The sequence below is a fragment of the Agathobaculum sp. Marseille-P7918 genome, from assembly GCF_964248325.1.
Lineage (GTDB): Bacteria > Bacillota > Clostridia > Oscillospirales > Butyricicoccaceae > Agathobaculum.
The window spans coordinates 1-24,651 of the sequence record NZ_CAXTXI010000005.1 but is presented as its reverse complement, the minus strand read 5'-3'; the positions used below and the strand labels follow the sequence as shown (position 1 = coordinate 24,651).

General features: G+C 48.7%; 21 protein-coding genes. 10 read left to right on the top strand and 11 right to left on the bottom strand.

Translation table 11 applies throughout. The features are described from left to right. Positions 1 to 11: 11 nt before the first annotated feature. The 7 genes from ACESSO_RS08560 to ACESSO_RS08530 form a co-directional block, all read right to left on the bottom strand. The gene (locus ACESSO_RS08560; protein ID WP_373164634.1) at positions 12 to 2,057 is read right to left on the bottom strand and encodes a transcription antiterminator; all 2,046 of its coding nucleotides are present in this window, start codon (positions 2,055 to 2,057) and stop codon (positions 12 to 14) included. A 34-nt stretch (positions 2,058 to 2,091) separates the two neighbouring features. Further along, positions 2,092 to 3,450 (bottom strand): PTS galactitol transporter subunit IIC, encoded by a 1,359-nt coding sequence (locus ACESSO_RS08555; protein ID WP_373164633.1) that lies wholly within the window; start codon positions 3,448 to 3,450, stop codon positions 2,092 to 2,094. Positions 3,451 to 3,488: 38 nt separating this feature from the next. Continuing rightward, positions 3,489 to 3,782: a PTS sugar transporter subunit IIB gene (locus ACESSO_RS08550; protein WP_373164632.1), complete on the bottom strand. Its 294-nt coding sequence runs from the start codon at positions 3,780 to 3,782 to the stop codon at positions 3,489 to 3,491. Positions 3,783 to 3,830: 48 nt separating this feature from the next. Further along, positions 3,831 to 4,301: a PTS sugar transporter subunit IIA gene (locus tag ACESSO_RS08545; RefSeq protein WP_373164631.1), complete on the bottom strand. Its 471-nt coding sequence runs from the start codon at positions 4,299 to 4,301 to the stop codon at positions 3,831 to 3,833. Between the two features lie 736 nt (positions 4,302 to 5,037). Continuing rightward, entirely contained in the window at positions 5,038 to 7,251 is a 2,214-nt protein-coding gene (locus ACESSO_RS08540) for a glycoside hydrolase family 2 protein (protein ID WP_373164630.1), read from the bottom strand. A 58-nt stretch (positions 7,252 to 7,309) separates the two neighbouring features. Continuing rightward, on the bottom strand, positions 7,310 to 8,635 hold the full coding sequence (locus tag ACESSO_RS08535; RefSeq protein ID WP_373164629.1) for a carboxylesterase family protein: 1,326 nt from the start codon (positions 8,633 to 8,635) through the stop codon (positions 7,310 to 7,312). Further along, positions 8,635 to 10,029, bottom strand: a complete 1,395-nt coding sequence (locus tag ACESSO_RS08530) for an MFS transporter (protein ID WP_373164628.1) — start codon at positions 10,027 to 10,029, stop codon at positions 8,635 to 8,637. The genes ACESSO_RS08535 and ACESSO_RS08530 overlap by 1 nt, the downstream gene beginning before the upstream one ends. Positions 10,030 to 10,157: 128 nt before the next feature. Here ACESSO_RS08530 and ACESSO_RS08525 point away from each other — a divergent pair, with 128 nt between their 5' ends. Continuing rightward, a complete protein-coding gene (locus tag ACESSO_RS08525) occupies positions 10,158 to 11,348 on the top strand; it encodes a helix-turn-helix transcriptional regulator (protein ID WP_373164627.1) in 1,191 nt (396 codons plus the stop codon). Positions 11,349 to 11,623: 275 nt separating this feature from the next. On the opposite strand, the gene ACESSO_RS08520 is transcribed toward ACESSO_RS08525, so the two are convergent. After that, complete coding sequence (locus ACESSO_RS08520; protein ID WP_373164626.1) at positions 11,624 to 12,340, bottom strand: GntR family transcriptional regulator; 717 nt, start codon at positions 12,338 to 12,340, stop codon at positions 11,624 to 11,626. Positions 12,341 to 12,629: 289 nt separating this feature from the next. On the opposite strand from ACESSO_RS08520, the gene ACESSO_RS08515 reads away from it, so the two are divergent. The 8 genes from ACESSO_RS08515 (at position 12,630) to ACESSO_RS08480 (ending at position 20,934) form a co-directional block, all read left to right on the top strand. Then, on the top strand, positions 12,630 to 13,625 hold the full coding sequence (locus ACESSO_RS08515) for a C4-dicarboxylate TRAP transporter substrate-binding protein (RefSeq protein ID WP_373164625.1): 996 nt from the start codon (positions 12,630 to 12,632) through the stop codon (positions 13,623 to 13,625). Positions 13,626 to 13,669: 44 nt separating this feature from the next. After that, complete coding sequence (locus ACESSO_RS08510; protein WP_373164624.1) at positions 13,670 to 14,179, top strand: TRAP transporter small permease; 510 nt, start codon at positions 13,670 to 13,672, stop codon at positions 14,177 to 14,179. After that, positions 14,176 to 15,462 (top strand): TRAP transporter large permease, encoded by a 1,287-nt coding sequence (locus ACESSO_RS08505; protein WP_373164623.1) that lies wholly within the window; start codon positions 14,176 to 14,178, stop codon positions 15,460 to 15,462. The genes ACESSO_RS08510 and ACESSO_RS08505 overlap by 4 nt, the downstream gene beginning before the upstream one ends. A gap of 38 nt (positions 15,463 to 15,500) precedes the next feature. Beyond that, positions 15,501 to 16,511: a 3-dehydro-L-gulonate 2-dehydrogenase gene (gene yiaK / locus ACESSO_RS08500; RefSeq protein ID WP_373164622.1), complete on the top strand. Its 1,011-nt coding sequence runs from the start codon at positions 15,501 to 15,503 to the stop codon at positions 16,509 to 16,511. A 131-nt stretch (positions 16,512 to 16,642) separates the two neighbouring features. Continuing rightward, positions 16,643 to 17,098 (top strand): YhcH/YjgK/YiaL family protein, encoded by a 456-nt coding sequence (locus ACESSO_RS08495; RefSeq protein WP_373164621.1) that lies wholly within the window; start codon positions 16,643 to 16,645, stop codon positions 17,096 to 17,098. Between the two features lie 18 nt (positions 17,099 to 17,116). Beyond that, entirely contained in the window at positions 17,117 to 18,136 is a 1,020-nt protein-coding gene (locus ACESSO_RS08490) for a zinc-binding alcohol dehydrogenase family protein (protein ID WP_373164619.1), read from the top strand. 22 nt (positions 18,137 to 18,158) lie between these two features. After that, the gene (gene uxuA / locus ACESSO_RS08485) at positions 18,159 to 19,232 is read left to right on the top strand and encodes a mannonate dehydratase (RefSeq protein WP_373164618.1); all 1,074 of its coding nucleotides are present in this window, start codon (positions 18,159 to 18,161) and stop codon (positions 19,230 to 19,232) included. Positions 19,233 to 19,323: 91 nt separating this feature from the next. Then, a complete protein-coding gene (locus ACESSO_RS08480; protein WP_373164617.1) occupies positions 19,324 to 20,934 on the top strand; it encodes a mannitol dehydrogenase family protein in 1,611 nt (536 codons plus the stop codon). A gap of 183 nt (positions 20,935 to 21,117) precedes the next feature. Here ACESSO_RS08480 and ACESSO_RS08475 read toward each other — a convergent pair whose 3' ends face one another. The 3 genes from ACESSO_RS08475 to ACESSO_RS08465 form a co-directional block, all read right to left on the bottom strand. Then, on the bottom strand, positions 21,118 to 22,104 hold the full coding sequence (locus ACESSO_RS08475; RefSeq protein WP_373164616.1) for an NADH:flavin oxidoreductase: 987 nt from the start codon (positions 22,102 to 22,104) through the stop codon (positions 21,118 to 21,120). A 23-nt stretch (positions 22,105 to 22,127) separates the two neighbouring features. Then, positions 22,128 to 23,501 carry an MATE family efflux transporter gene (locus ACESSO_RS08470; protein ID WP_373164615.1) on the bottom strand — a complete coding sequence of 458 codons (1,374 nt, stop codon included), beginning with the start codon at positions 23,499 to 23,501 and terminating at the stop codon, positions 22,128 to 22,130. A gap of 161 nt (positions 23,502 to 23,662) precedes the next feature. Then, entirely contained in the window at positions 23,663 to 24,451 is a 789-nt protein-coding gene (locus ACESSO_RS08465; protein ID WP_373164614.1) for a MerR family DNA-binding transcriptional regulator, read from the bottom strand. 13 nt (positions 24,452 to 24,464) lie between these two features. Between ACESSO_RS08465 and ACESSO_RS08460 the strand changes: the two genes are divergently transcribed. Beyond that, positions 24,465 to 24,651, top strand: a 187-nt coding sequence (locus ACESSO_RS08460; RefSeq protein WP_373164613.1) for a hypothetical protein, incomplete at its 3' end; no start/stop codon positions are given.

Sequence of the window (24,651 nt, the reverse complement as noted above, 5' to 3'; positions counted from 1 at the left end):
TCTCCTCCTGTCTATAATAATTCTAAAATGTCATTAGGCGTTCTAGCCTGCTTAATTTTTGCTACTTTCGTGTCATCTTCCAAAATCTCAATCAACTCATTGAGCGCCAAAAGATGACTTTCATAATCGGGAGTTGCCAGCACAACAATTACATCCGCCTGGATATAGCCGTCAATCTCAATGCGTTCCGGGAGCACAAGCATTGCCATACCAACATCATTGACACCTTGTTCGATGCCGGCATGGGCAATGATTACACCGTCGGCTACTTCTAAATGGGGTTTGTTTTCCACAATGTTGCTAATGATTGCCTGGACATATCGGATGGTGATAGCTCCGTCGTAAAGAAGCGGCATAGCTGCAAACTCAATTGCCTCTTTCCACCCCATCTTCGTGTCTACAACCCGGACATTCATGTCAACCAACAGTTCCTTGAGATGGAGTTCGCCCCGCGCTTCCACGAGTTCTTCCTGTGTCTGGGGAGACGTATACGCCTCAATTTCCATACAAAGTTTGTTGTACAAGTTGGGACTGATATGTTTTCGCACCAACTGCATGATCAGATCCTGCTTGGAAAGCAAGATACCCTGCTCTCGAAGTGCCTTCAACACGGTCTCACGCAAGGTTTTCCGCTGCTTTCCATTCATCAGAGGTTCCACTACAAAAAGTTTCTTCTCTGTCTTAAGAGGAATGGTGGAAAACACCATATCGAATGGTTCTTGAAATTTACTAAACTGATCTGCCGACATACACTTGGTAAATCTAATTTCGGGGAACATCTCCTTCAGGGATGATATAAGAAAACGGGATACCGTAATACCGTTCTGACATACAACCACAGCTTCCGGCTGCGTGTTTCCAACCTCCAGCTGCCCTTCCTTGGTTACGTAGGTACCAATAATCAATGAAATATACGCCAACTCTTTTTCCGGGATCTTTTTCCCGACCAAGCGTTCCAAGGGTGCCACCGATTTCCGTACCAGATTATGCAGATCCTGATAGGCTGGAAGGATGTATTCCGTAATATCCAGACCTACATGGAAGTCATACCGAATCCGGTACAGAGCCGGCTCACAGTGATGAATCAACAGTTTTTTCAGATCCTCCCGCTCCCGGATGTTGACACAGGATAATTGCTCATAATTTTGTATGGTCTCTTCCACCGCTTCCTGAATTCCCAGTGTCTCATCCGTATCTCTCCCCATAGGCACTGCCTCAACCTTCATGCTTTGCACATGAGCCGTAAGATACATAATCTCAAATTCATTTTGGACATTCCTATGGTTGGCAAGCATACGCATAACGGTATACTCTTTGGTTCCCACGATATGTCGGAAGCTATCTGGGATTTCATCCAGCACCATTCCATTTTGAATGCGATCAAATACAACGGCAAAGAAGCAGCTGTTGCTTTCGATCATTTCTCCGGCAAAACGCACCTGAAGTTCTCCCTCGATTTCCAGAATCATGTTTTTCATGCTCTGTACATTTTCTTTGGAGATTCGGCACAGCTTTCTAGCCAGAAAGCTGTGCCGATACTGCATCGAAAGACGATTGAGTACCACAAATATCATTTGCCTTTTGGCATACTCTGATCCTGTCACAAAATAGCCGGTCTTTCGTCCATAGTTTAAAATGAGTCCTTCACTTTGCAGCTCAGAATCCACCTTTTTCAAGTCGGTAAGTACCGTGTTTCTGCTGACCTTAAGTTCAGAGATAAAATGCTGCAAGGAAAGATCTTCCTTGGCAATGAGAACCATGAGGCGAATGATGTCTACCCGCTCTTCCTTAGAAAACCAGAGCTCTTGTTTCTCATCCTCAAACCAATCCTGATCCAAAACATCCTCCAGCTGGTTTGGAACACTCATCTTTCCGTTTGTAAGCCGCGTGATCTCCGGATAATTATGCTCACTGAGGAACTGATTGATTTTTCCTAGACCATAGCTCAATTGCTTACGGGAAAGATGAAATTTGTTCTCCAATTCTTTCCCAGTAATCGTATCTTTGTGTTCAATGATGTCTTTAAGAATTAATAAATTTCGATTTCCAATTTCCATTTTCTTTTTATTGAGCGAGTTGTGAACTTGTTATTTACTTTTCCGTAGCCTCGTCTTCCTTCTTCTCCTTGATCAGGCTTCTGGAATAGAACACGAAGCAGGTAACCCAAACCAACAGAATAATCAGAGGGATAAAGTTGCCATCCATGATCTGCATCACATGAGAGAACGCATAGGTTTGGATGGGGCCGTCAATGCTGGAGCAGGAGATCATCTGACCGGCGGCCAATTCTACCGCCTTGGTGGTGTTGGCCAGTTCCGTCATGAAGGGAGCGAATGCGGTGCCGACCCACAGGAAGACAGGCTCAAAAATGGTGCACAGAATGAGCATACGAATTACATTGCCCTTGGTGACAAAGTAAGCAGGCACTGCGATTGCAATGTTGATGATGCCGGCAAAGGGAAGAATCTGGTTGCCGGGCAGGAAGAAGGCCATGATCAAAGTCACAGGCACCGTCCAAATAACTGCCAGCCAGATCTCGTTGGCGCCACCCAGGAAGGGCCAGTCCAAACCAACATACAGTTCGCGATCGGAGAACTTGGACTGCATGAACTCGGATACAGCGTTGGAAATGGGCTCCAGCGCTTGCATGAAGTACTTGGAAATTACGGGGAACAGCGTCAAAGCCGTAGCACACTGCACGCCCAGAGTCAGGATACCAGCCAAATCATACCGAGCCAGCAAACCGAAGATAACACCAAGGATAAAGCCAAGAATGTGGTTTTCCGCAAAGATACCAACCTTATCCTTCAGATCGCTAGCGTTAAAAGACTTATTGAGAGCAGGGATCTTACGCAGCACCCAGTCAACAGGGTACATGGGAGCAGCCAAGAACACCATCTTGTGGGTACAGGTGACACCGGGAATGCCGGACATCTTCTCTACGCGGTGCTGGTGGAAGTCTGCGCTTTTCAGTTCAAAGACAACCTGAACCGCTGCGATAATAAAGGCAATGATTACGCTGCCGGTAATATAGTAGGCCGCAACGGCAGTGAAAATCTTGCCCCATACGTTCCAAAGGTCTGCGTTAAAGGTGTCGGTCTTTTTCATCACCAACAAAATAATGTTGATAATAATGACCAAGGGGAACATTAAAAATGCATAAGGCCAAGACCAAGAGATGGTGGACATGGTGGTCCAACCACCGTCGGTGATGGGAAGGCTGATACCGGTTGTCTCAAGCATAGCCTCTGCCGCAGGGGTGATGGCACCGGTCATAAAGTTTATCAGCATAGTCATTCCGGTAAAGGCAACGCCCAGGGTGATACCGGAAGAGATAGCATCTTTGACCTTCATGCGAACGATCAATCCTGCGATAATGATGATAACTGGCACAAATACAGCGGCTCCAAGCCCTAAGAAAAAGTTTACAATACTCGCCAAATATTGCATGTGTGTTTCCTCCTTATCCCTCTTTCAAACCGTCTGTTTTATCTGACCTTGTAATCCTCAATGGCCTTCAACAGTTTCTCGAACTCCTTGTCTTTGCCCACACCAGTCAGGAAGGCAATGCCATTGATGACGGGAATAGGATACTCTTTGGTGTTCTTGACGATGGTGATATAAGCTGCGCTTCCGTCAATGTAACGATCCACAGACTTCAGATCCACAGCCTCTACAGTGGCATCTACACCCTTTTCCTTGAGCATCCGATTGACCTTGCTTGCAACGGTCTGAGACGTTGCCACCCCGCTTCCACATGCTACAACTACTCGTACTGCCATGATATATTCCTCCTTTAAAATATTTGAATGCATAGACGATTTGTTTTATCAGATTTCCATGCCTTTCATTCCACATACGATTTCGTAATACTCATCTTCGGTTTTTGCATGAACCAAACGATCCATCAACGCAGGATCCTGAAAGTTTTCCACCAACACTTGCAGCAAATCAATGTGCTCGTCCGACTTCATGAAGCCCAGCATAAAAATAAACTTCACGGGATGAACCACATCGTTGTTAGCCATTTCACACCAGTCCACAGGATTTTTCAGTCTGGTGCAAGCAATAAAAGGCTTGATGATATGAATCATATCTGCGTGAGGAATTGCCACCGGGAACGGCTCCACTGGAAGCGCCGTAGGGTAGTTTGCCTCTCGTGTCTTGATGGCCTCCTTGTACGTGTCCTTCACGTAACCAAGAGCATACAGTTTATCTACCATTTTGTCGAAGAATTCTTCCTGATCCTTGACCTCCCAATCGAGTTGTATCAATTCTTTGAAAATCATGTCTTTTTTCATCTTTCCAACAACACACCTCTCCACATCAAGCAATGTTTACATATGCACATGTTTCTTATGTGTAAATTGTATTATTGTCCACCTGTTTTTCCAAGTCTTATTTGGCACAATTTACATATGGGCCGATGCGCAAAATTGTACTCTATCTTTTTTCCCTTTTTAACGCTTTAGAAATCTCCTTATTTCTTTTGCTTTTTTTCGACAATTTTATCTACTTTCCATGCCTTTCCAGAACCTTTTTCACTTTCTCCACGTGATAACTTTTTTGCTTTGCCGTATCATTTTCTGCTCTGCCCTATCAGAAGCGCATAATATGCCGTTTGTTTTTTCTGTCCTCCACCGTGTCTTTATCAGAATTATATCGGCACGTGCCAGGCGACAAAATTATACGCTACAGTAAAACAGCACCGCATTTCTCAGGATAGATGCCGTGCTGTTTTTCTATATTTTTCCGCGTCAGAGCAATGCGGTCGATTGTTTTTCAGCAGCCTGAGATCTGCACTAAGAGCGGCACTTAATCGAGTATTTTTTCAGATTGTCAAGTGTTCTTGCAGAATTGCTACCAGAGATGGTAAACGGGACACTTCGTTGCCTTTTGTTAATTTAAGGTAATCCACTTATCCTTTCAAACAATGCCGTATGACAAACGCGCCGCGGACTATACCTTCCGCGGCGCGTTTTCCAAATCTCAGTCTATTCTTTTAGCTCATAAATCTTCTTGATGATATCATAAAAATCATCGTTTTTTAACCTTTGTCAGGGCGGCATTCAAGCGTTTGCAATCGTCTTCAGAGAACTCATTTTTCATATAGTTCAGTATTCTTTCCAGCGGCATCATGCCGCGGCGTTCTTTCATCTGCTCTGCCAGTTTTTTCGAAAACTTCTCCACCACGGCGATCGCTTCTTCGCATTCTACAATCGTATTGCATGCCTCTCGGATGGAAAACATTCCGGTTGGAAACATTTTCTCTTCCTCCACCGCATCAATGAACCAGTTCTTGACATTGATGCCTGGATTCTGATCGACAAAAATATAGCTTTCGTCTTTTTCCGAAACACCGAGGAACGTAACCTGATCGGTCCATGCGCCGGCTGACGCAATAATTTTATTTTCTCCCGGCTGCAGCCGAACATTTTCAAAGCAGAACACGCCGGTATTTGAATCAACGGTATACGACGCACCATTGACCGTAATGCTTACGCTCGGCTGGTTGGAATAAACCTTGATGGTAATCTTCTCCCTCTCGCGATTGACGAATCGACTTTCTGCAATCTTAACAAAGGGCTCGTCCGACCACTGTGCCTTATAGTAATAAAAGGCATCCTTTTTGATCTTGCGATCGTAAGTGACCAGCCCTTTGCAGTTTTTATATCGAACGCCGCCTTCATCACGGATCTCACTGCTGAAATCAAACATATTCCAGACATAGGTGCCCCAGATATACTCCCGCTCCCGAAAGATCGGATAGACCGTTTCATGGTACAATGCCTGAAATTCTTCGGAATAGTCCCTGACCTTTGGAGCGTAAGCATGATAGACCAGATTGCAGTCAACGCCGTATTCCGTGATACCAAGCGGAATGTTAGGATTATCCTGATGAAATTTATCCACAAAATCCGCATTATCCGCCATATTGCCATAATACCATCCGAAATAAATATTATAACCGACTGCCTGCGTATGCGTGTTTAATGCACTATCGTTTTTCACGCAGAACAGGTTGGCGCAGGCACTGATTCGGGTGTCATCCATGCGCTGTACCAACGCACCCAGTTCCTGCATGCGGTCATACATCGCCTGACTTTCACCAAACATCGCTATCTCATTTTGAATGCCCCAGAAGCAGATAGACGGGTGATGCATATTCTGATAAATCAGTTCCTTCATCTGGCTGCAAGCGTTTTCAAACAACGCTTCGTCGTCCAAAAACTTAAGCATCGGGATCTCCGCCCATACAACCAGACCGGCCTCATCGCACAGCTCATACATGCGCTGCGGATGCTGATAATGCGACAAACGCACGCTGTTTGCACCAATTTCCAGAATATCCTGCAAATCCTTCCGCAAGTGTTCTTCCGTCGTGGCACAGAACACGCCACCGAAATCCTGATGCTTGGCCACACCCTGAATTTTCATGTGTTCGCCATTGAGGAAAAAGCCTTGCTGAGCATCTACCGATATGGTTCTGAAACCGAAACGAACTTCGGTCTCATCCGTCTTTTTGCCGTCCACCAAAAGCGCTGCCTGCAGCGTGTACATAACAGGTGCTTTTTTACCGCACCACAGCGCGGGATGCGGCACAGTCAGTTCCACTTTGCTCTTCAAAAGTTCCGTCTGCTCGAGTACAACCTCGCCCGCCGCATTCTTAACGGTATAGGCAATCTGCGCATTTTCGCAATGTATCGTGTGGTTTTCCACGACGATCTTGCCCATCTTTTCTGCAACGGCCGCTTGGACGATTACGCCGTTTGTGCCGTAAAAAGTGCGGTCAAAGCAGCTTTTTTCCGTGATGCACAGAGTTACATCACGATATAGCCCACCAAATACAGTAAAATCGCCTGCCAGCGGAGAAATCTCATTAAAGCTGCGGTTGTCCAGCAGAACCGCGATTTCGTTATCCGCCATCCACCGACACTGGTTGGTAATATCAAACGCAAACGCGGAATAGCCGCCTTTGTGCTCCCCGACATACTGCCCATTCACAAAGACCTTGCAAAACCGGTCGGCCGCACCGAAATGCAGAAATACCCGCTTACTGCTGTCCGTCTCAATACGTACGTTTTTTTTGTATAGCACCGTGCCCTGATAACCTGCACCGTCTCGATACCATGTATGCGGCAAATCCACTGTTTCAAAGCCGTTCTCTTCGATCTCAGTCACGGCAGTCATTGTATTAATATCCATCTCGGGCAGTTTTTTGAATTTCCAACCTAAATTTATATTTTGCATTCTTATACTCCTTCACAGCAGCACTATCTCAACTGAAATAGTGCTGTTATGTCTATTGTTACGAAATCGGGTTCAGCGGCTGAGCGCCCATTTCAAACCTATGATCATCTATCACCATGATGGGGCCGTCCAGCGATGTCGTTGGCTGCCAAACCGGCAGTGTGCCGCCGTTCGGATCACCGGTTGCGGCGAAATTAGCGAAATACGAGAGAAAGCGGTTGGATATTTCATAATCCCACTCGGTCATCGGTCGCCAACTGTTTTCCAACATGCCGATGGTATACCAGAGTTCGCTTGAATGCCATGCGCCCTGATCGTCTCCCGGCAGATTTCTTCCAAACCAGAAGCAATAGGAGGGGCTCATCCCCTGCTGAGATTGCAGAACTGTCCACTCTCTCGCCATTTTTGCGAGGATGTCGGTCTCCATGTCGTCCTTGGTACTGCCCATGATATAGGGAATTTTCGCCTGTCTTTTGTCTCGAAGCACCGACTGCGCATCGCAGCAGATCAGTCGGCCATCCAACACCGGCGAAAAATACTCAATAGCGTTTTCGTATTGCTTGGCCGTTTCCAGCATGGTCGCCAGCAGCACCTTTGCATCCGCCTTCACCCAATCCTCCAGACTGCCGCCCAACTTCGCGGTCACGTCTTTCCAAAACGGGTATGCCTGTTCGGCAGGAATATAGGTCCCGAAAGCGTCGCTGATGCCGCCGCCGCTGGTCATGATCGCTCTTGCGATATGGTCTTTCGCAAGCGGCGACACACAAAGCTGCTGAATACTCATAGCGCCTGCGGACTGCCCCATCAAGGTTATATTGGAAGGATCTCCACCAAAGCTTTCAATATTGTGACGCACCCACTCAAACGCCGTCAACTGATCAAACAGGCCATAGTTTCCGGTATAACCGTCGCGCGCCGCCAGCTCCGGCAGCGAACAAAAGCCAAAAGGCCCCAGACGGTAATTACAGGTGACGAAAATGATGCCCCGTTCCGCATACTTTTTGCCGTCAAAGTGCTTTTCATTGCCGCAGCCGCCCTGAAACGCGCCGCCGTGGATATAGAAAATAACCGGTGCCTTGACACAATCCGCAGGCTTCCAGATATTCAGATAAAAGCAGTCCTCGCTGTAATGATAAGTCTCGCCCTGCCGGAACTCCTTGTAATAGAAGGCGTTTTTGTCCTCCTCTCGCAGCGCCCGCATCTGCATGCAGGCATCTTTAAAACAGGTGGCGTCATAGACGCCGTCCCACTGCGTTACCTCGATGGGATATTCCCAACGACCAGCTGTGGCATAGCGAATTCCCAGATATTTCTCCTGTCCCTCTGCCTGCAACCCCTTGATGCTGCCGCAGTTTGTCTGTATGACTCTTTCTTTCCAATCCATCACTTTGTCTCCTCCGCATATCGGCGTTCAAGTTCCTGATAGATTTCATCCGTCTTTTTCTTGTTCAGGTTATAGATCAGGCCAATGCCCAGCATTTCCACCACACTGGCGATCGCAGGCATGATGGTCGCAACATTGCGGATACCCTCGCCGACGCCTGCCGCCTGCATCTGCGCACCCGAAACAAAGCCGACCAGTGCCAGCAGATAGGTCGCGCCGCTGTGCGTGAGAGATGCCGCAATCTTTCGGCTGAATGTATAAATTGAATACAGGGTACCGTCTGCGCGCTGGTTGGTTTGGTATTCCTGATAATCAATACAATCAGTGACAAAGGACCAAATCAGCATCATAAATGCCGTCTGCCCTGCGTTGGCAACCGTGGCCAGCACCAGATAGAGATATGGATTGCTGATCGGGAACAGGAACAGGCACATCGAGAACACAAAGTTATAAACCACACTCAGCAGAATCACCTTGCGCTTGCCGAATTTCTGCGCCAACTTGGGAATCAGCGGGAAGCAAATCAGCAGAATCGGGATACTCAAAGGAGAAGTCAGTGCCATCATGCGCGGCGAATGATAATACTCCTTGTACAGATAGCTGGACATCGAACCCATAGAGGCCGAGGCAATAGAGTTACCCAGCGAGGCAATCATGACGCCTATCAGCGGACGGTTACGAATGGCACTGCGCAGCACATCGAAGAACTTATAGTCCTCGCCGCCGCCCTGAGACGGAGCCTTGGCCACCGTTTGATAGCGTTCTGTCGTGCAGGCAAGCAGGATGGAATAAAACACCAGACACGCCACGCAGGAGATAACCGCCATCAGGAAGAATCCTTCCGGCCTTGCCGTCTGATCTTCGTTCCAGATCACCATCGGGACAAGCGGCAAAAACAGCACACCGACCGCCGTACCGCCCAGACTTCTTGCACGGGACAGCTTGGTGCGCTCCTGCGGATTGCGGGTGATGGCGGAGGCCATCGCGCCGTAAGGCATGGACGCGCCGGTATAGCTCATGCCATAAACAATATACGCAATCGCCACCCATGCGTGCTTCATAAACGACGGCCAGCTGGATACGTCGGCAAAGCACATCAGTACCGAAACTGCCAGCGGGAACATGGCTATTTTAATATACGGTTTGAAACGGTTGCCCGACTTGCCGATCATATAACGATCCGGCAGCGAACCAATCAGTGGATCGTTAATCGCATCCCAAATCTTTGCAAACAAGAACAAGCCTGCCATCCATTTTGCATCAATACTGAGCGCATAGGTACAAAATGTCAGGATATACATATCAATGTAAAGATTGACCATGCTGCCTGCAAGGTCGCCGAACACATATCCTACTTGATCTTTGATACCAAACTTGCTTTTCTCCTTTTCCATCTTCATTCTCCTTTTGCTGTATTTTCCTATCGCCGGTATCCTTTGTCAAAATACTATCATTTTCGGGCGCCATATGATAGAATAATACTACGCTATATAGAATGATACTACTTCATAGGAGATTTTTTATGGAGAATGCTTTTTCTGTCGCCAAAAAACTGATTAAAAGTATATTTGGACTGACCGTCCAGCTTCTATCTACCCCGGAAGAATACACGCGCTTTTGTCAGGAATGCATGCTGCATCCCATCCAGCAGCTCTTTCATACAAAAAACCTGCACAAACTTACCGATTCGTTGCAGGAAAACACGGTATTTTATATTCAAGATCAGCTGCAAATCAATTTTATCATGTTTAAATGGGATGCTCAATGCGTCATTCTGGGGCCTTTTTGTACTCATATATTTTCCCGTGGCGACTGTATCCAACTGCTCAAACGACTCAACCTGTCCATCAATCTGTATGACAGTCTGTTGTCCTATCGAGACCGATTTCCGCTTTTGAGTATCAATGATGCATTCAATATCACGACCTCACTGATTAAAGTAATTACGGACAAAGAATACCGTTTTCAGACAGTGGATTATTCTGCGATTACAGAGGAAAATATCAAATCAGAAGAAAACACACTAAAACAGCAATATTCACAGTTTATTCGAGAACACTATGCAATTGAGCAGCAGTTCATGCACAGCATTGAAAAAGGCGACGCAGAAAACGCGATTATCCATCTGAAATATCAGCAGCGAGGGTTTCAATCGTTTAAAAGATTGGGTACCACGCTCGAAAACGAGCGTATTGCGGCGGCTATTGTGCGCACCATGGTCCGTATCTCAGCAATCCACGCCGGTTTGCCCACACTATCTATCGATCTGCTTTCTAGAGCCAATACCATTGCCTCTAGGAAAGCAAAAAATGTAGACGAAATCTACACTGAAAAAGAAAAGATGGTTGTTGCATTCTGTAATGAGATCAAAAAGCACAAGGAGCAAGGTTACAGCAATCTGATTTCCAGTGTCATTTGTTATATGGAACATGAATTCGACGAAAACATTACTGTTACACAACTTGCCAAAGAATTTCATATCTCACCGAATTACCTGACCAATATATTTCACAAAGAAACCGGCCGGACTCCCACCGACTATTTGCGGCAAATCCGCACTAAACACGCCCAACAATTGCTGTTAGCAACCAACCTGTCCATTCAAAAAATAAGCGAAAAAATCGGCATTGACGATTCCAACTATTTCGTCAAGCTTTTCAAAAAAGATTTCGGCTTGACACCTTCACAATATCGCAAACAATACAAACTGTAGGCGCTGCATGTGAAGCCGGCAATTTTGACATCAAAACAGCAACGGCAGCAAGCAATAATGCTTGCTGCCGTTGCTGCCTGTAATCGCAAAGACTTTCTGCCAATATACAACGCTTTTCCAAAATATAGACCCCGTGTGGAACAAAAGGATCGGGTAATGTTTGCCTCTCTACCTTAGTTATGCTCCCACACAATCGCTGTCAGAAATTGTGATTTTCGAGTAGCGAATGCAATAAGCTACTCGTGTATCCTGCTCACTCAGTGAAACCGACCTGCTCAGAGACTCGCTATACCGAACATATTGTCTGTATCCTGTCCACAGTCAAAATAATCTGGATATTGCTCCAGCAGCGCAGCTTTCTCCCAGTGTATCTTTCGAACATGAGAAAGTAATTCTTTTTTTACTGCCTCGACCTTACCTTCCTCCATAAGTTTGACAAGCAGTTCATGCTGTTCCACAGTTCTGGCCATGGTGTCCTTCATCTGCACTGTCAACACACGGATACGGCGATAGTGGCTCGTAACATTTTTAATTGTTTGCCATGCCAGCCGCTGATCAGCCACATCAAAAATATATTTGTGCATCTCATCGTCCAGATCGACAAAATCAACATATCTTTTCTCATCACAGCATACTTGCTGCTGTTGGATCATCTCATGTAAATGCGCAAGATGTTCCGGTTTGCAGAGGCGCATAAAATACTCCACCACTGCTACCTCCAAACTCTCTCGAATGAAACGTTCCTCATCAAACCGCTTCAGACTAATGCGAGATACTGTGGTATTGCGCTGCGGAACAACATCCAGTAACCCCTCTTCCTGCAAACGCAAAAAAGCCTCCCGCACCGGTGTCCGGCTGACGTTCAACCGATCGGCCATTTCTTGCGTGCTCATCGTGGTGCCCGGCGGGAGCTGCAATGTCATAATACCGGTCTTGAGCGTCTTATACACTTCACCCAGCACAGTGCTTCTTTGTACCTGTCTTGCCGACATTTTCATCACCTCGCCTATTATAGTGGTATAGTAACATGTTAACATTTATTGTACAATTTTTCAAGCATTCATCAAAATTCGAATTGAAACAGTCAATTTACTGTATCTGTACGGAGTACGACTTTTCTTGTTTGCAGTAAGATTCAGTTTGCCCAAACATGTCTTTGGCAAACTCTACAAATTATTTTTTATAAATTAAGTAAAAACGTCAAGTGACAGTGACATGTTAACATGCTAGTATAATACTGCCAATAAAAATAATGAACTTACATGAAAAGGAGGCATGAAAATGAAAAGAATTTTGGCAATTGGCGTGGCATTGGCCATCGGCGCATCGTTAGCCGGATGCGCGGAAATGAAGCCGGCCGGCACTGCAGAGGATCCTTACATTTTGCGAATTGGTACATCGCTTACCGAAACGGATCCATTGTTCATTGCTTTAACCGATGTGTTTGAAAAACAGGTCGAAGAAAAAACCAGCAATGGCATTCAGGTCGAGATATACTCCGGTTCACAATTAGGATCGGACGAAGATGTGTTGGAACAGGCAATCGTTGGTCACTCCACCGGTATCATCACCGATGCCGGTCGTCTGAGCAACTATGTGTATGAATTTGGTGTGCTTCAGGCGCCCTACATTGCATCGAACTACGACGAGGTGCTTGAGTTGCTTGAGACACCGACCTACCGTTCGCTTTGCGACGAACTGGAAGATATCGGATTCAAGATTTTGTCCTTCAACTATTTTCAAGGCGAGCGCGAACTGTTCACAAAAAAACCTGTGACCGAGCCCGCAGATTTGAAAGGTCAGCGTATTCGTTCTTCCGGTTCTGCAGTAGTAACCAAAACGCTGGAAGCAATGGGAGCAAACACTACCGTTCTGCCGTGGTCGGAATCCTATCAGGCTCTGCAGCAGCAGGTCATCGAAGGTGTAGAGGTGCATTTGTCCGCTGCAGTCGGCTCTTCCATTCAGGAAGTTACCGATTATCTGTCGTTTACCGGCCATCAGCAGCTGCTGACCGGGTTAGTTGTTGCGGCAGAATGGTTTGAAAACCTTCCGGAAGATTATCAGCAGATTCTGCTGGATGCTTCCTACGAAGCCGGCTTAAGCGCCTCGAACTCGGTTATTGCTCAAAATGACGAATATCTGGATCGATTAATTGAAGGCGGTATCACAGTGGTGGACTGTGATGTGGATGCCTTCCGAGAAGCATGCAATGCAGTCTATGACGAACTGGGCTATTCTGAAATCAAGGCGCAAATCGACAAAGAGATGGGCAAATAAGATTCCCTTACTCCGACATTGGGATACAATGAGGTGAAAGAGATATGTTAAACAAATTCGAAAGAGCGCTTTCTAAAATTGAAATTGTCTTCGTCTGTTTTGGATTGCTGCTTCTGATTGTAACTGTATTTTTAGCCGCTGTGCTGCGTTTCTTTGGAATCGACATGTCGGTTTCGACCGATCTGGCACAGCTAACCTTTGCGTGGGTAACTTTTATCGGTGCAGATTTGGCCATGCGTCAGAACAGACACATGGGTGTTGATATGTTGGTGAAGCGATTCTCTCTGTCTGCACAAAACGCCATTCTTCTGTTTAATTACATCCTGATTACAGTATTTCTTGTGATATGCATTGTTTACGGTTTTAATCTTTCCATCGTAAATGCAGCCCGCAAGTATAATACGCTGTATATCAGCTACTCCTGGGCAACGGTAAGCTGCCCGATCGGCTGCTGCCTGATGCTGATAACCTCGCTGAAACGAGTATTTGAATTTCTCAGAAACCTTGTGCGCAAGGATTACAGCAGTCTGACGGAAGGGGTGTCTAACGCATGATCTACTTGGGCATTACATTCATCGTATTGTTAGCTCTCGGCATGCCTGTAGCGTTTACCGTCGGCCTCTCCGCTTTGGCCTTTTTCTTCACGCAAGGCGTTCCGTTTGAAATCATCATTCAAAAGCTGGTCAGCAGCACGCAGTCGTTCTCTCTTCTGGCGGTGCCGTTCTTTGTACTCGCGGGCAACCTGATGAATGAAACCGGCATTACTTCGCGTTTGATTCGCTTTGCAACGCTTGTCACCGGTCACATGCGCGGCGGTCTTGCGCAGGTCTCTGTGTTGCTATCGCTGCTGATGGGTGGCATTTCGGGTTCGGCCACTGCCGACGCCGCTATGGAAAGCCGTATCCTCGGTCCGGATATGGCCAAGAAAGGCTACTCTAAAGGCTTTACCGCTGGTATTCTGGCGATGGGCGGCTTGATTACGGCCACCATTCCGCCTTCGCTCGGCCTGATTCTGTACGGTGTAACCGGAGAAGTGTCTATCGGCCGTCTTTTTCTGGCCGGTATCATCCCGGGCATCCTGATGACGCTCGTCCTGATGTTTTCTGTATCGTATATCTCCAAGAAACGCAATTACAGCAAGGAAAGCGATCACTTCCCCAGCCTGAAAGAAGTGCTGAAGGGCCTGATCGAAAACATCTGGGCGCTGATGTTCCCGGTGATTCTGATTGTGGGTATCCGGTTCGGCGTGTTCACACCCTCTGAAGCCGGCGCATTTGCCGTAGTCTACGCACTGTTTATCGGTCTATTTGTATATCGTGAGCTGAGCATCAAAAAGCTCATGGAATGCCTGCGTCAAACCGCAATCGACCTCGCGGTCATCATGTTTATCATTGTTTGTTCGAATGCATTCGGCTATGCCATCGTCACCGGCCAGCTGCCGCAGACACTTGCCCGTGCAATCGTACAAGTTTCCAGCAATCCGACAATCATCCTGCTCATCATTATGGTATTTGTATTTATTGCCGGTATGTTTATGGAGGCAACTGCAAACGTACTCCTACTCACCCCGATTTTCCTGCCAATCATCGAGGCTTATGGTATTGATCCTGTTCACTTCGGCATCATTTATATGATTCTGGTAACCATGGGCGGCATGACTCCGCCGGTCGGCGTTACGATGTACACAACCTGCTCTATTCTGGAGTGTCCGGTAGAAACCTACACCAAGGAAAGCGTACCGTTTATTGTTTCCATCGTTGTCCTGCTTCTAATCCTGGTGTTTTTCCCACAAATTTCGCTGTTCCTCCCCAATCTTGTTTACGGCGTAGCCGCATAAGTTATTTTTCGTCAGTCATTACAAAGGAGATATGAATTATGAGACTGTCATTTGATGAAATTAAAAATGAAATTAAGCGCGTATTCATGAAGTATGGTCTGAGCGAAGAGAAGGCAGAAATCTGCGCTCGCGTTCACACGGAATCCACCTATGACGGCATCTACTCGCATGGCACCAACCGTGTTGCCCGCTTTGTGGACTATATCCAAAAGGGCTGGGTAGATGTTAATGCCGAACCGACTCTGGAAAAAGACTGCGGCGCAATCAAGGTTTACAACGGCAATATGGGGCCTGGTATATTGAATGCTTTGTATGGCTGTGACCGCGCGATGGAAATGGCAGATCAATACGGCATCGGTATGGTCGGCCTGAAAAATACGACGCACTGGATGCGCGGCGGCACATACGGTCTTTATGTCGCTCGCAAGGGCTATATTGCGATCATGTGGACCAACACCGAGGCCTGCATGCCACCCTGGGGTGCAAAGGAATGCCGTCTTGGCAACAACCCGTTTGTCATGGCTACTCCCGGCGTGGACGGCGGACCTGCAATTCAGCTGGATATGGCAATCTCCCAGTATGCATACGGCAAGCTGCAGGTAACGCGTCTGGCCGGTAAGAAGCTGCCCTTCCCCGGCGGTTTTGACAAGGACGGCAACCTGACTGACGATCCGGGTGCCATCGAAGAGTCCATGCGCATCCTGCCGATCGGCTACTGGAAGGGCTCGAGCTTCTCGTTCATGCTGGACATCCTTGGCTCCATCCTCACGGACGGTGTCGGTGCAGTTGATCTGAATGCGGAAACCAAGGGCAGCTGCGGCGGCTGTTCTCAGGTCATGATCGTGATCGATCCGAAGAAGACCACTTCTGCCGAGCACATGCAGGACACCATCACGCGTGCAATCGAATATGTCAAGAGCGCAGAACTGTCCGAGCACTCTTCCGGCATTATGATTCCCGGCGAAGATTATGTACAGTTTAATCGCGACCACGATGCCAACGGTATCTTTGTAGACGATTCTGTCTGGGAAGAAATCAAGGCGCTCTGAGCGAAACATCCGAATCAAAGCTAACAATGCCGCAACCTCCCATACGGCATCGCTGCGAATGGGTGCGGAATATTCTGTTTCCGCATCCATTCGCGGCATATTTACTATTCAAATGACTGGGGTGAATTATTTTGATTATAGATCACATTCAAAATGCAGCACGCTATTTCGGATATAACGAGAATATCCGAGCAGCGTTGCAATTTCTTGCAGAAACCGCTGACCCAGCCGCTTTACAGGATGGCGCTCACGAAATCATTCCCAACGAAGTGATTGCGCATGTGATGACTGCAAACACGCATAGCCGGAGCCGTGCAGATATGGAAATCCACAAGGAATTTATGGATATCCACTATATGATTGACGGCGCAGAGCGATGCGGAGTGGCGCCGCTACCTACGGAAGATATCCCGTACGACGCGGAAAAAGATATCGGCTTTTATACGTGCGAGGATACGTACGATGTTCGGATTGGCCCAAACGAATTTTATGCGGTATGGCCGATGGAGCCGCATCGCCCGCTGTGCAACGCTGAAACCGACGAAGCCCCCGTTCGCAAGATAGTCGTCAAGGTTAAAATCGATTGATGGAAAGAAGAGAATTACATGAAAGCTGTTCAAATTGTCCAGCCCAATATGCTCAAGCTGATCGACATGCCGATGCCTGTGCTGGATGAAAAAAACAATGTTATGGTCAAAATTCAGGCTGCCGGTATCTGCGGGTCTGATGTTGGCATTTATCACGGCACGAATGCCGCTGCCACCTATCCGCGTGTCATCGGCCATGAAATGGTCGGCGAAGTCACCGAAATTGGTGCGGGCGTGACCCGCTTGAAGGTTGGCGACCGCGTTATCATTGATCAGGTCACAAACTGCGGGACTTGTTATGCCTGCCGCAAAAACCGCGGCAACGTATGCGCTAACCTTCGAGTACGCGGCGTACATATCGACGGCGGCTATCGCGAATATATGGCTGTGCCCGAGCATGATTGCTATCTGCTTCCCGCATCGCTCTCCTATGAGGATGCCGTTATGATCGAACCAACCACCATTGCCATTCAGAGCTGCTCGCGTGCGGAATTGTCCGATGAGGATACACTGCTTATTATGGGCTGCGGTGCGCTGGGCAGCAGCCTGCTCAAAATCGCCCGTCTATCCGGCGCGAAAATTATCGTTGCCGATGTGGTGGACGACAAGCTGCAGGCTGCGCTGGAAAACGGCGCGCAGTATGCTATCAACCTTCTCAATGAGGATATTGATGCTCGCATTCGAGAGCTCACGGACGGATACGGTCCGACGGTATCCATCGATGCAGCCTGCACCAAGGATTCGCTGCCAACCCTGCTGCGCGTAACCGGCAACGCCGGCCGCGTTATCACCATGGGCTTTTCGCTGGCGCCGGTGGAGATCAACCAGTTCTCTATTACCTCCAAGGAGCTGGATGTCCGCGGTTCCCGCCTGCAAAACAAGAAGTTCCAGCATGCGATCGATCTGATCGAGGCCGGTAAGCTGGATCTGACAGGCAGTATTTCGCATCGGTTTCACTTTACCGATGCGCAGAAGGCTTTCGACTTCGTGGATAGCCGCGATCCCTCTATTCGCAAGATCGTCTTAACATTTGAATAAACCAAAAAAGGAATGTGAACATATGGAAATGACATTACGATGGTACGGCCCTGGTTATGACGCTGTATCTCTCGATAAAATCCGTCAGGTACCCGGCGTCAAGGGCGTGGTAACGACCCTGATGGGTAAGCAGGCCGGAGAGGTCTGGACTGCGGACGAAGTCAATGCGCTCAAGGGCATTGTGGAGGAACAAGGGCTTTCGATTATGGGCATTGAATCGGTCAACATCTCGGATGACATCAAGATCGGCACCAGCCGCCGTGACGAACATATCGAAAATTATATCCATACGCTCGAAGTTCTCGGACAGGCAGATATTCATGTAGTTTGCTATAATTTTATGCCGGTCTTTGACTGGACGCGCACCGATCTCGCACGTGTTCGCCCGGATGGCGCTACTGTGCTTGCCTACAATCAGGATATTGTGGATACGATCGATCCTGAACACATGCGCGAATCCATGGAGCGCATGTCCAACGGCTTTGCCATGCCCGGCTGGGAGCCGGAACGTCTGGACAAGCTCAAGACCCTGTTTGAAGCCTATGCCGATGTGGACGAAAATAAGCTGTTCGATAATCTGGTATATTTTCTGGAGGCCATTGCAGATGTGTGCGCCAAATATGACATTCGCATGGGTATTCATCCGGACGACCCCGCATGGCCGATCTTTGGTCTGCCGCGCATCGTAACCAACAAGGAGCAGATCGTGCGTCTGCTGAAAACCGTGGATAAACCGCATAATGGCATTACGCTGTGCACCGGCTCACTCGGCACCAACCCGAACAATGACATTCCCGATATCATTCGCGCGGCAAAGGGCCGCATTCCCTTTGCACATGTCCGCAACCTGAAATATAACAGCGAACGCGATTTTGAAGAGGCTGCCCATCTGTCTGCGGACGGTTCGATGGATATGTATGCTATCATGAAAGCGCTGTATGACACCGGTTTCGACGGCATCATCCGACCGGATCACGGCCGTATGATCTGGGGCGAAGTGGCCATGCCCGGTTACGGCCTGTACGATCGTGCCATCGGTGCCAACTATCTGCTTGGGCTTTGGGAAGCGATCGACAAGGCCGCAAAAAACGGCTGAGCAGCATACCATTCGAGGTGCAACTGATTACTGTCGGTCCTGCAATCGACAGTAATCCTTCTCAATTCCTGTGAATAAGGAGATGAAACGAATGAAATTAACGATTTCAGGCATACAGGACACATCTGCATGGCAGCAGGCAGGCATCACGCTGCCCAACTATGATGTCAAGCAGCTGCAGGAAAGCAGCCGCCGCAATCCCCGCTGGATCCACTTTGGCGCCGGCAACATCTTCCGCATGTTCATTGGCGGGATTGCTGACCAGCTGATTGCACAGGGTCTGATGGAAAGCGGCATCGCCTGTGCAGAGACGTTCGACTTTGACATTGTAGATAAGATCTACAAGCCGTATGATAATCTGGTGCTGGCTGTTACGCTCAACGCAGATGGTACTACCGATAAACGTGTCATCGGCTCTTTGACCGAGGCCCTCAAGGCACAGGCATCCCTGAACAAAGACTGGGCGCGGCTGGTCGAGATTTTCACCAATCCGGATCTGCAGATGGTTTCGTTCACCATTACCGAAAAGGGTTATGCGCTTAAGGATGCTACCGGCGCGTTTTTCAGCTATGTGCAAGCCGATTTGGAGCGCGGTCCCCAACATGCTGTTTCCGCTATGGCGGTTGTTACAGCACTGCTGTATGAACGTTTTCTGACCGGCGGCATTCCTGTCGCAATCGTTTCCATGGATAATTGCTCGCACAACGGCGAAAAGCTGCGCAGCAGCATTATCACCGTAGCTGAAGAGTGGGTAAAACGCAGTTTTGTTCCGTCCGCATTTTTACTTTGGCTGGAGGACGAAAGCAAGGTCTCCTTCCCCTGGTCCATGATCGACAAAATCACACCGCGCCCGGCAGACTCCGTTTGTGAGGAACTGAAAAAGAACGGTGTGGAAGCGATGGACCCGATCATCACCTCTAAAAAGACTTATATCGCGCCCTTTGTCAATGCCGAAAAGGCGCAATATCTTGTAATCGAGGACCATTTCCCAAACGGTCGGCCACCGCTGGAAAAAGCCGGCGTATATATGACTAACCGCGATACCGTCAATATGGTAGAGCGTATGAAAGTTACCACCTGTCTCAATCCGCTGCACACTGCCCTGGCAGTTTATGGTTGCCTGCTTGGTTATCATCTGATTGCAGATGAAATGAAAGATCCGGAATTGACTGAGCTGATCCGACGGATTGGCCTAGTAGAAGGCATGCCGGTCGTAACGAATCCCGGCATCCTGTCCCCGACGGACTTTCTGCAGGAAGTGATCCACGAGCGTTTCCCCAATCCGTTTATGCCGGATTCCCCGCAGAGAATCGCAACCGATACCTCGCAAAAGGTAGGGATTCGCTTTGGTGAGACCATCAAAGCATATATCGCTCGCAATGGAACCGCAGCTTCGCTGACGGCCATACCGCTGGCTATTGCAGGCTGGTGCCGCTATTTGCTGGCGGTTGATGACGAAGGCCATGCCTTTGATTTGTCCCCCGACCCGATGGCTGAAGAATTGACGGCCGCGCTGCAAGATGTCAAGCTGGGTCAGCCGGAGTCGTATCGCGGCCAGTTAAAGGCCATCCTGTCCAACGTTAACATTTTTGGCAGTGATCTGTATGTGGCTGGAATTGGTGAGAAGATCGAGCAGATGTTTGTCGAAGAGATTGTCGAAACCGGAGCGGTTCGCAATACTCTGAAAAAGTATTTGACCTAATCTAACGATATCGTAAATAATACCTTCGTCCTATTATCCCCTTCAATCCTTTCAAAGCAGCATCCCCTGCATCATTAGATGCAGGGGATGCTGCTTTGATTGCGCAACCATTTATGCTCACATTTTTCCTATTTTTCTAAAATGCAGTTGCGACACCCCAAGCGCCCTGTCGGACATGGGGAATTATGAAACGGAATCTGCCCAGTGAGCATTTTTGAAGATCGCCCGGCCCACACCGATAAGGTCTGCACAGCCCTCTTCCAAAAGAGCCTCGGCCTGATCCGGGGTGGTAACCCCTCCCGTCAGAAGAACAGGAATATGAACCACCTGCTTCACGGGAACAGACAGATCCCGGAAATACCCCGGTTCCCCGTGTCCGGGACGGATAAAACCGTTCATGCCGCCGGTGAGATGGAACAGATTCACGCCGCTGTGTTCCAGCAGCCGACAGGCCTCCACGCAGTCCTGGGTGGTACTCCCTCCGGCTTCATAGTCACAGCCGCCCAGCCGCAGGGCGATGGGAAAGTCGTTGCCCACAGCCTGCTGTACCGCCCCGATGACCTCCCGATGGAATCGGATGCGGTTTTCCACCGACTGAGGGCCGTAGGCATCGGTTCTCTGATTGGCCAGCGGAGAGAAAAACTGATTGAGAAGATAGCCGTGGGCAGAGTGAAGTTCTACTCCGTCAAAGCCTGCCTGCTTTGCCCGAAGGGCCGACTGAGCAAACCATTCGGTAACCTGCCGAATCTGCTGGAGGGTCATCTCCGCAGGCAGCTCTTCCCGCTGCTTGGGGTGGTAGATTGGGCTGGGGCCTACGGGAGGCTGTCCGGTGGTCTTGGACAGTGCCGCCGCTCCCGCGTGGCTGAGTTGGGCAAAGACTTTGACTCCCTCCTGATGGATACAGTCAGTTAAACGCCGCATAGAAGGGATTACATCGTCGGAGGCCATGGAGGTCTGACCGGGATGGGCCTTCCCCTGTAGGTTGATATAGCTGTGTTCTGTGATGATCAGGCCAATCTTGCTGTACTTTGCGCGTTCCCGATAGTAATCGCATACTGCATCGGTCACATAGCCGTTCTCGTCCGCTTTTGCGGTGGCCATGGGCGGCATCACCAGACGGTTGGCCAAGGTCAGGTTCCGGATAGTAATGGGATCCGATAGGTGTGTCATAAGAAAAAACCTCCCTAGAAAAATTATGTCGTTGTCTGAATGTTGCGGCTGGTTTTTCTCCATTCTGCCAGACCAAAGGCCAGTGCCAGCACAAAGGCGCAGGCATCCCCTACCGGCCCGGCCCACAGAGCGCCTTCCACCCCCCAAAAGCGGGGCAGAATCAGCAGGGCCGGCAACAGGAAAAGTACCTGCCGGGACAGGGAAATCAACGTGGCCTGCACCGGCTTCCCTACTGCCTGAAAAAAAGTACCCGTACACAGCTGGAATCCGTTTAAGAGAATCAGAAGCAGGAAAATTTTCAGACTTTTAACCGCAAATTCACGATACAAATCAGACTCCGAGCCAAAAATACTGACGATCAGGTCAGGGAATAACTGGAACAGGAGCGTGCCTGCCCCCATGACGATTGTGGAACAGACAATGGCCAAAACGTAGGTTTTCTGCGCCCGTGCTGTCTTTCCGGCACCATAATTATACCCGATGATAGGCTGGGAGCCTACGGAAATTCCAATGACGATGCCGGTAATGATTTGATTGACCTTCATGGTAATGCCCAGAGTGGTCATGGGAATTTCCGCGCCGTACTTGGAGGCCGCGCCATATTTGACAAGCACATTGTTCATCACGGTAATCACAATGGTGGCTGCCAGCTGAAGAAAGAAGCTGGAAATTCCAAGGCTGCACACTCTGCCGCACAGCTTCCATCGGGGGAGCAGACAGTCAGGCGTCAGCGTGATGCACCGGAATCTTTTCAGATAAAGCAAGGTCATAACACAGGAGACGACCTGCCCCAGAACCGTTGCAATGGCAGCTCCCCTTACCCCCATGTGAAAGACAAAAATAAAAACCGGGTCCAGAATCGTATTCAAAATAGCCCCGCTCAGCGTGGACAGCATGGCGTAGACCGGACTTCCGTCGGCACGGATAATGGAGTTAAACCCCATACTGAACATGTAAAAAGGAAAGCCTAATACAATAATGAATCCATATTCCAGAGCATAGGACATGGTGGCGTCGGTGGCGCCGAACAGGACGCAGAGCGGCTTTAGAAATACCAGAGACAATACGGTCAGCAGAATACTGACTGCAACCGTCAGCGTGATCGCATTGCCCACACCCTGTGCGGCCCTCCGACGATTCTCCTGCCCCAGACACAGACTGAAGTAGGCCGTGGTACCGTCACCGATCATCAGGCCAAGGGCCAGAGCAATAACAGTCAGAGGCAGAATCACATTGGTTGCTCCGTTTCCTAAATAGCCTACGCCACGGCCAATAAAAATCTGATCAACAATATTATACAGAGTACTGACCACCATCGAAATGATGCTGGGCACGGCAAAGGTGCCAAGCAGCTTTCCAATCGGCTCATACCCAAGAGGATTTCTTTCCGCCTGCATGTTCTCTCTTCCTCCATTTTGGTTTCAATTCGGCGGGAGAATTCCCGCATATGCAATCATAAACCTTCCCACAATGAGAAGGTCAAGAAGAATTTTGGAGGATCGAAAAATTCTCAAAAGAAAGAGGACGTTGGGAGAAAGACTCTCAGCGTCCTCTTTGGTCAAATTTGTTCCTGTAACTCCAGTAATTGCCCCTTTAGCTCAAAGTAGGCAGAAGTCAAATTGGTGATAATTACCCGGTTTGCCTTGGGATGCTGCACGAAGTACTCCGAAATCAGTGCATCGACATGCTCCAGTGCCTGTGCAGGTTTCTGCTGGCACAGATAATCCCCTTCAGGCAGTACTTCCAGGTTGGAAATATTATCTTTTTTCTGAAGAACCTCCAGAAAGATATCAGTATCAATACGGCCTCCCTGTCGCCGGGCAATCAAACCGATGGGAAAGGTAAAAGCGGGCAGCAAGCCCAGGGATTGCCCGCGGAGAAAGATTTTTGTGGAGCTCTGCTTAAACGCCAGCTCTCCACCGGAGGGAGTAAAAGGTTCCCGTAAAATAAGCCGCTGACGCAGATGCCGTCGATAAGCCCCCTCCTGCTCCTGATATCGTTGATTTTCTTCGATTCGGCAGAGTGCCTCCTCCATCTGCTGCATGGTATTGCGGAGGTGAGCAAGCTTCTCCAGAGCCTTTTGTTGCCCATCTTGAAGCAGGTGCCGGATATCCAATGTCTGGTCGGACTTCCGGTATTGCTCCGCGTCCCGTAGAGGGATGTTCAGCTCCAGGCACATGAGAATCATGTCCATCTCCACCAGCTGCTCCAAAGCATAATACCGATAGCCCGTCTCCGGGTCGGTATAGGCAGGAATCAGCGCGCCGATTCGCTCGTAGTACCGCAGCGATTTGGGGTTTACATTGCGAAGCTTGGCAAAGTCGCTGATGGAAAGATAGCCCTGCATCTGCGATTCCTCCTTGGCTGATACTTCACTTTCCCGTTATGAGAAGGTCTATTCTGTTATTATACAGCAAACCGTCAAGGATTGCCAGAGACAGGAGAAAACCATAATTACCATACAGTGTAAGAGTACAATACATCTTGGACAGTTGAATAAAAAAGGGATGAAGGATAGGGCCACATCGGTTAAAGTTGAGTTGCGAC

Bases quoted from the DNA above. Each gene is read 5' to 3' on its own strand.
- ACESSO_RS08560 (WP_373164634.1), bottom strand. From the start codon at position 2,057: ATGGAAATTGGAAATCGAAATTTATTAATTCTTAAAGACATCATTGAA.
- ACESSO_RS08555 (WP_373164633.1), bottom strand. From the start codon at position 3,450: ATGCAATATTTGGCGAGTATTGTAAACTTTTTCTTAGGGCTTGGAGCC.
- ACESSO_RS08550 (WP_373164632.1), bottom strand. From the start codon at position 3,782: ATGGCAGTACGAGTAGTTGTAGCATGTGGAAGCGGGGTGGCAACGTCT.
- ACESSO_RS08545 (WP_373164631.1), bottom strand. From the start codon at position 4,301: ATGAAAAAAGACATGATTTTCAAAGAATTGATACAACTCGATTGGGAG.
- ACESSO_RS08540 (WP_373164630.1), bottom strand. From the start codon at position 7,251: ATGCAAAATATAAATTTAGGTTGGAAATTCAAAAAACTGCCCGAGATG.
- ACESSO_RS08535 (WP_373164629.1), bottom strand. From the start codon at position 8,635: ATGGATTGGAAAGAAAGAGTCATACAGACAAACTGCGGCAGCATCAAG.
- ACESSO_RS08530 (WP_373164628.1), bottom strand. From the start codon at position 10,029: ATGGAAAAGGAGAAAAGCAAGTTTGGTATCAAAGATCAAGTAGGATAT.
- ACESSO_RS08525 (WP_373164627.1), top strand. From the start codon at position 10,158: ATGGAGAATGCTTTTTCTGTCGCCAAAAAACTGATTAAAAGTATATTT.
- ACESSO_RS08520 (WP_373164626.1), bottom strand. From the start codon at position 12,340: ATGTCGGCAAGACAGGTACAAAGAAGCACTGTGCTGGGTGAAGTGTAT.
- ACESSO_RS08515 (WP_373164625.1), top strand. From the start codon at position 12,630: ATGAAAAGAATTTTGGCAATTGGCGTGGCATTGGCCATCGGCGCATCG.
- ACESSO_RS08510 (WP_373164624.1), top strand. From the start codon at position 13,670: ATGTTAAACAAATTCGAAAGAGCGCTTTCTAAAATTGAAATTGTCTTC.
- ACESSO_RS08505 (WP_373164623.1), top strand. From the start codon at position 14,176: ATGATCTACTTGGGCATTACATTCATCGTATTGTTAGCTCTCGGCATG.
- yiaK (WP_373164622.1), top strand. From the start codon at position 15,501: ATGAGACTGTCATTTGATGAAATTAAAAATGAAATTAAGCGCGTATTC.
- ACESSO_RS08490 (WP_373164619.1), top strand. From the start codon at position 17,117: ATGAAAGCTGTTCAAATTGTCCAGCCCAATATGCTCAAGCTGATCGAC.
- uxuA (WP_373164618.1), top strand. From the start codon at position 18,159: ATGGAAATGACATTACGATGGTACGGCCCTGGTTATGACGCTGTATCT.
- ACESSO_RS08480 (WP_373164617.1), top strand. From the start codon at position 19,324: ATGAAATTAACGATTTCAGGCATACAGGACACATCTGCATGGCAGCAG.
- ACESSO_RS08475 (WP_373164616.1), bottom strand. From the start codon at position 22,104: ATGACACACCTATCGGATCCCATTACTATCCGGAACCTGACCTTGGCC.
- ACESSO_RS08470 (WP_373164615.1), bottom strand. From the start codon at position 23,501: ATGCAGGCGGAAAGAAATCCTCTTGGGTATGAGCCGATTGGAAAGCTG.
- ACESSO_RS08465 (WP_373164614.1), bottom strand. From the start codon at position 24,451: ATGCAGGGCTATCTTTCCATCAGCGACTTTGCCAAGCTTCGCAATGTA.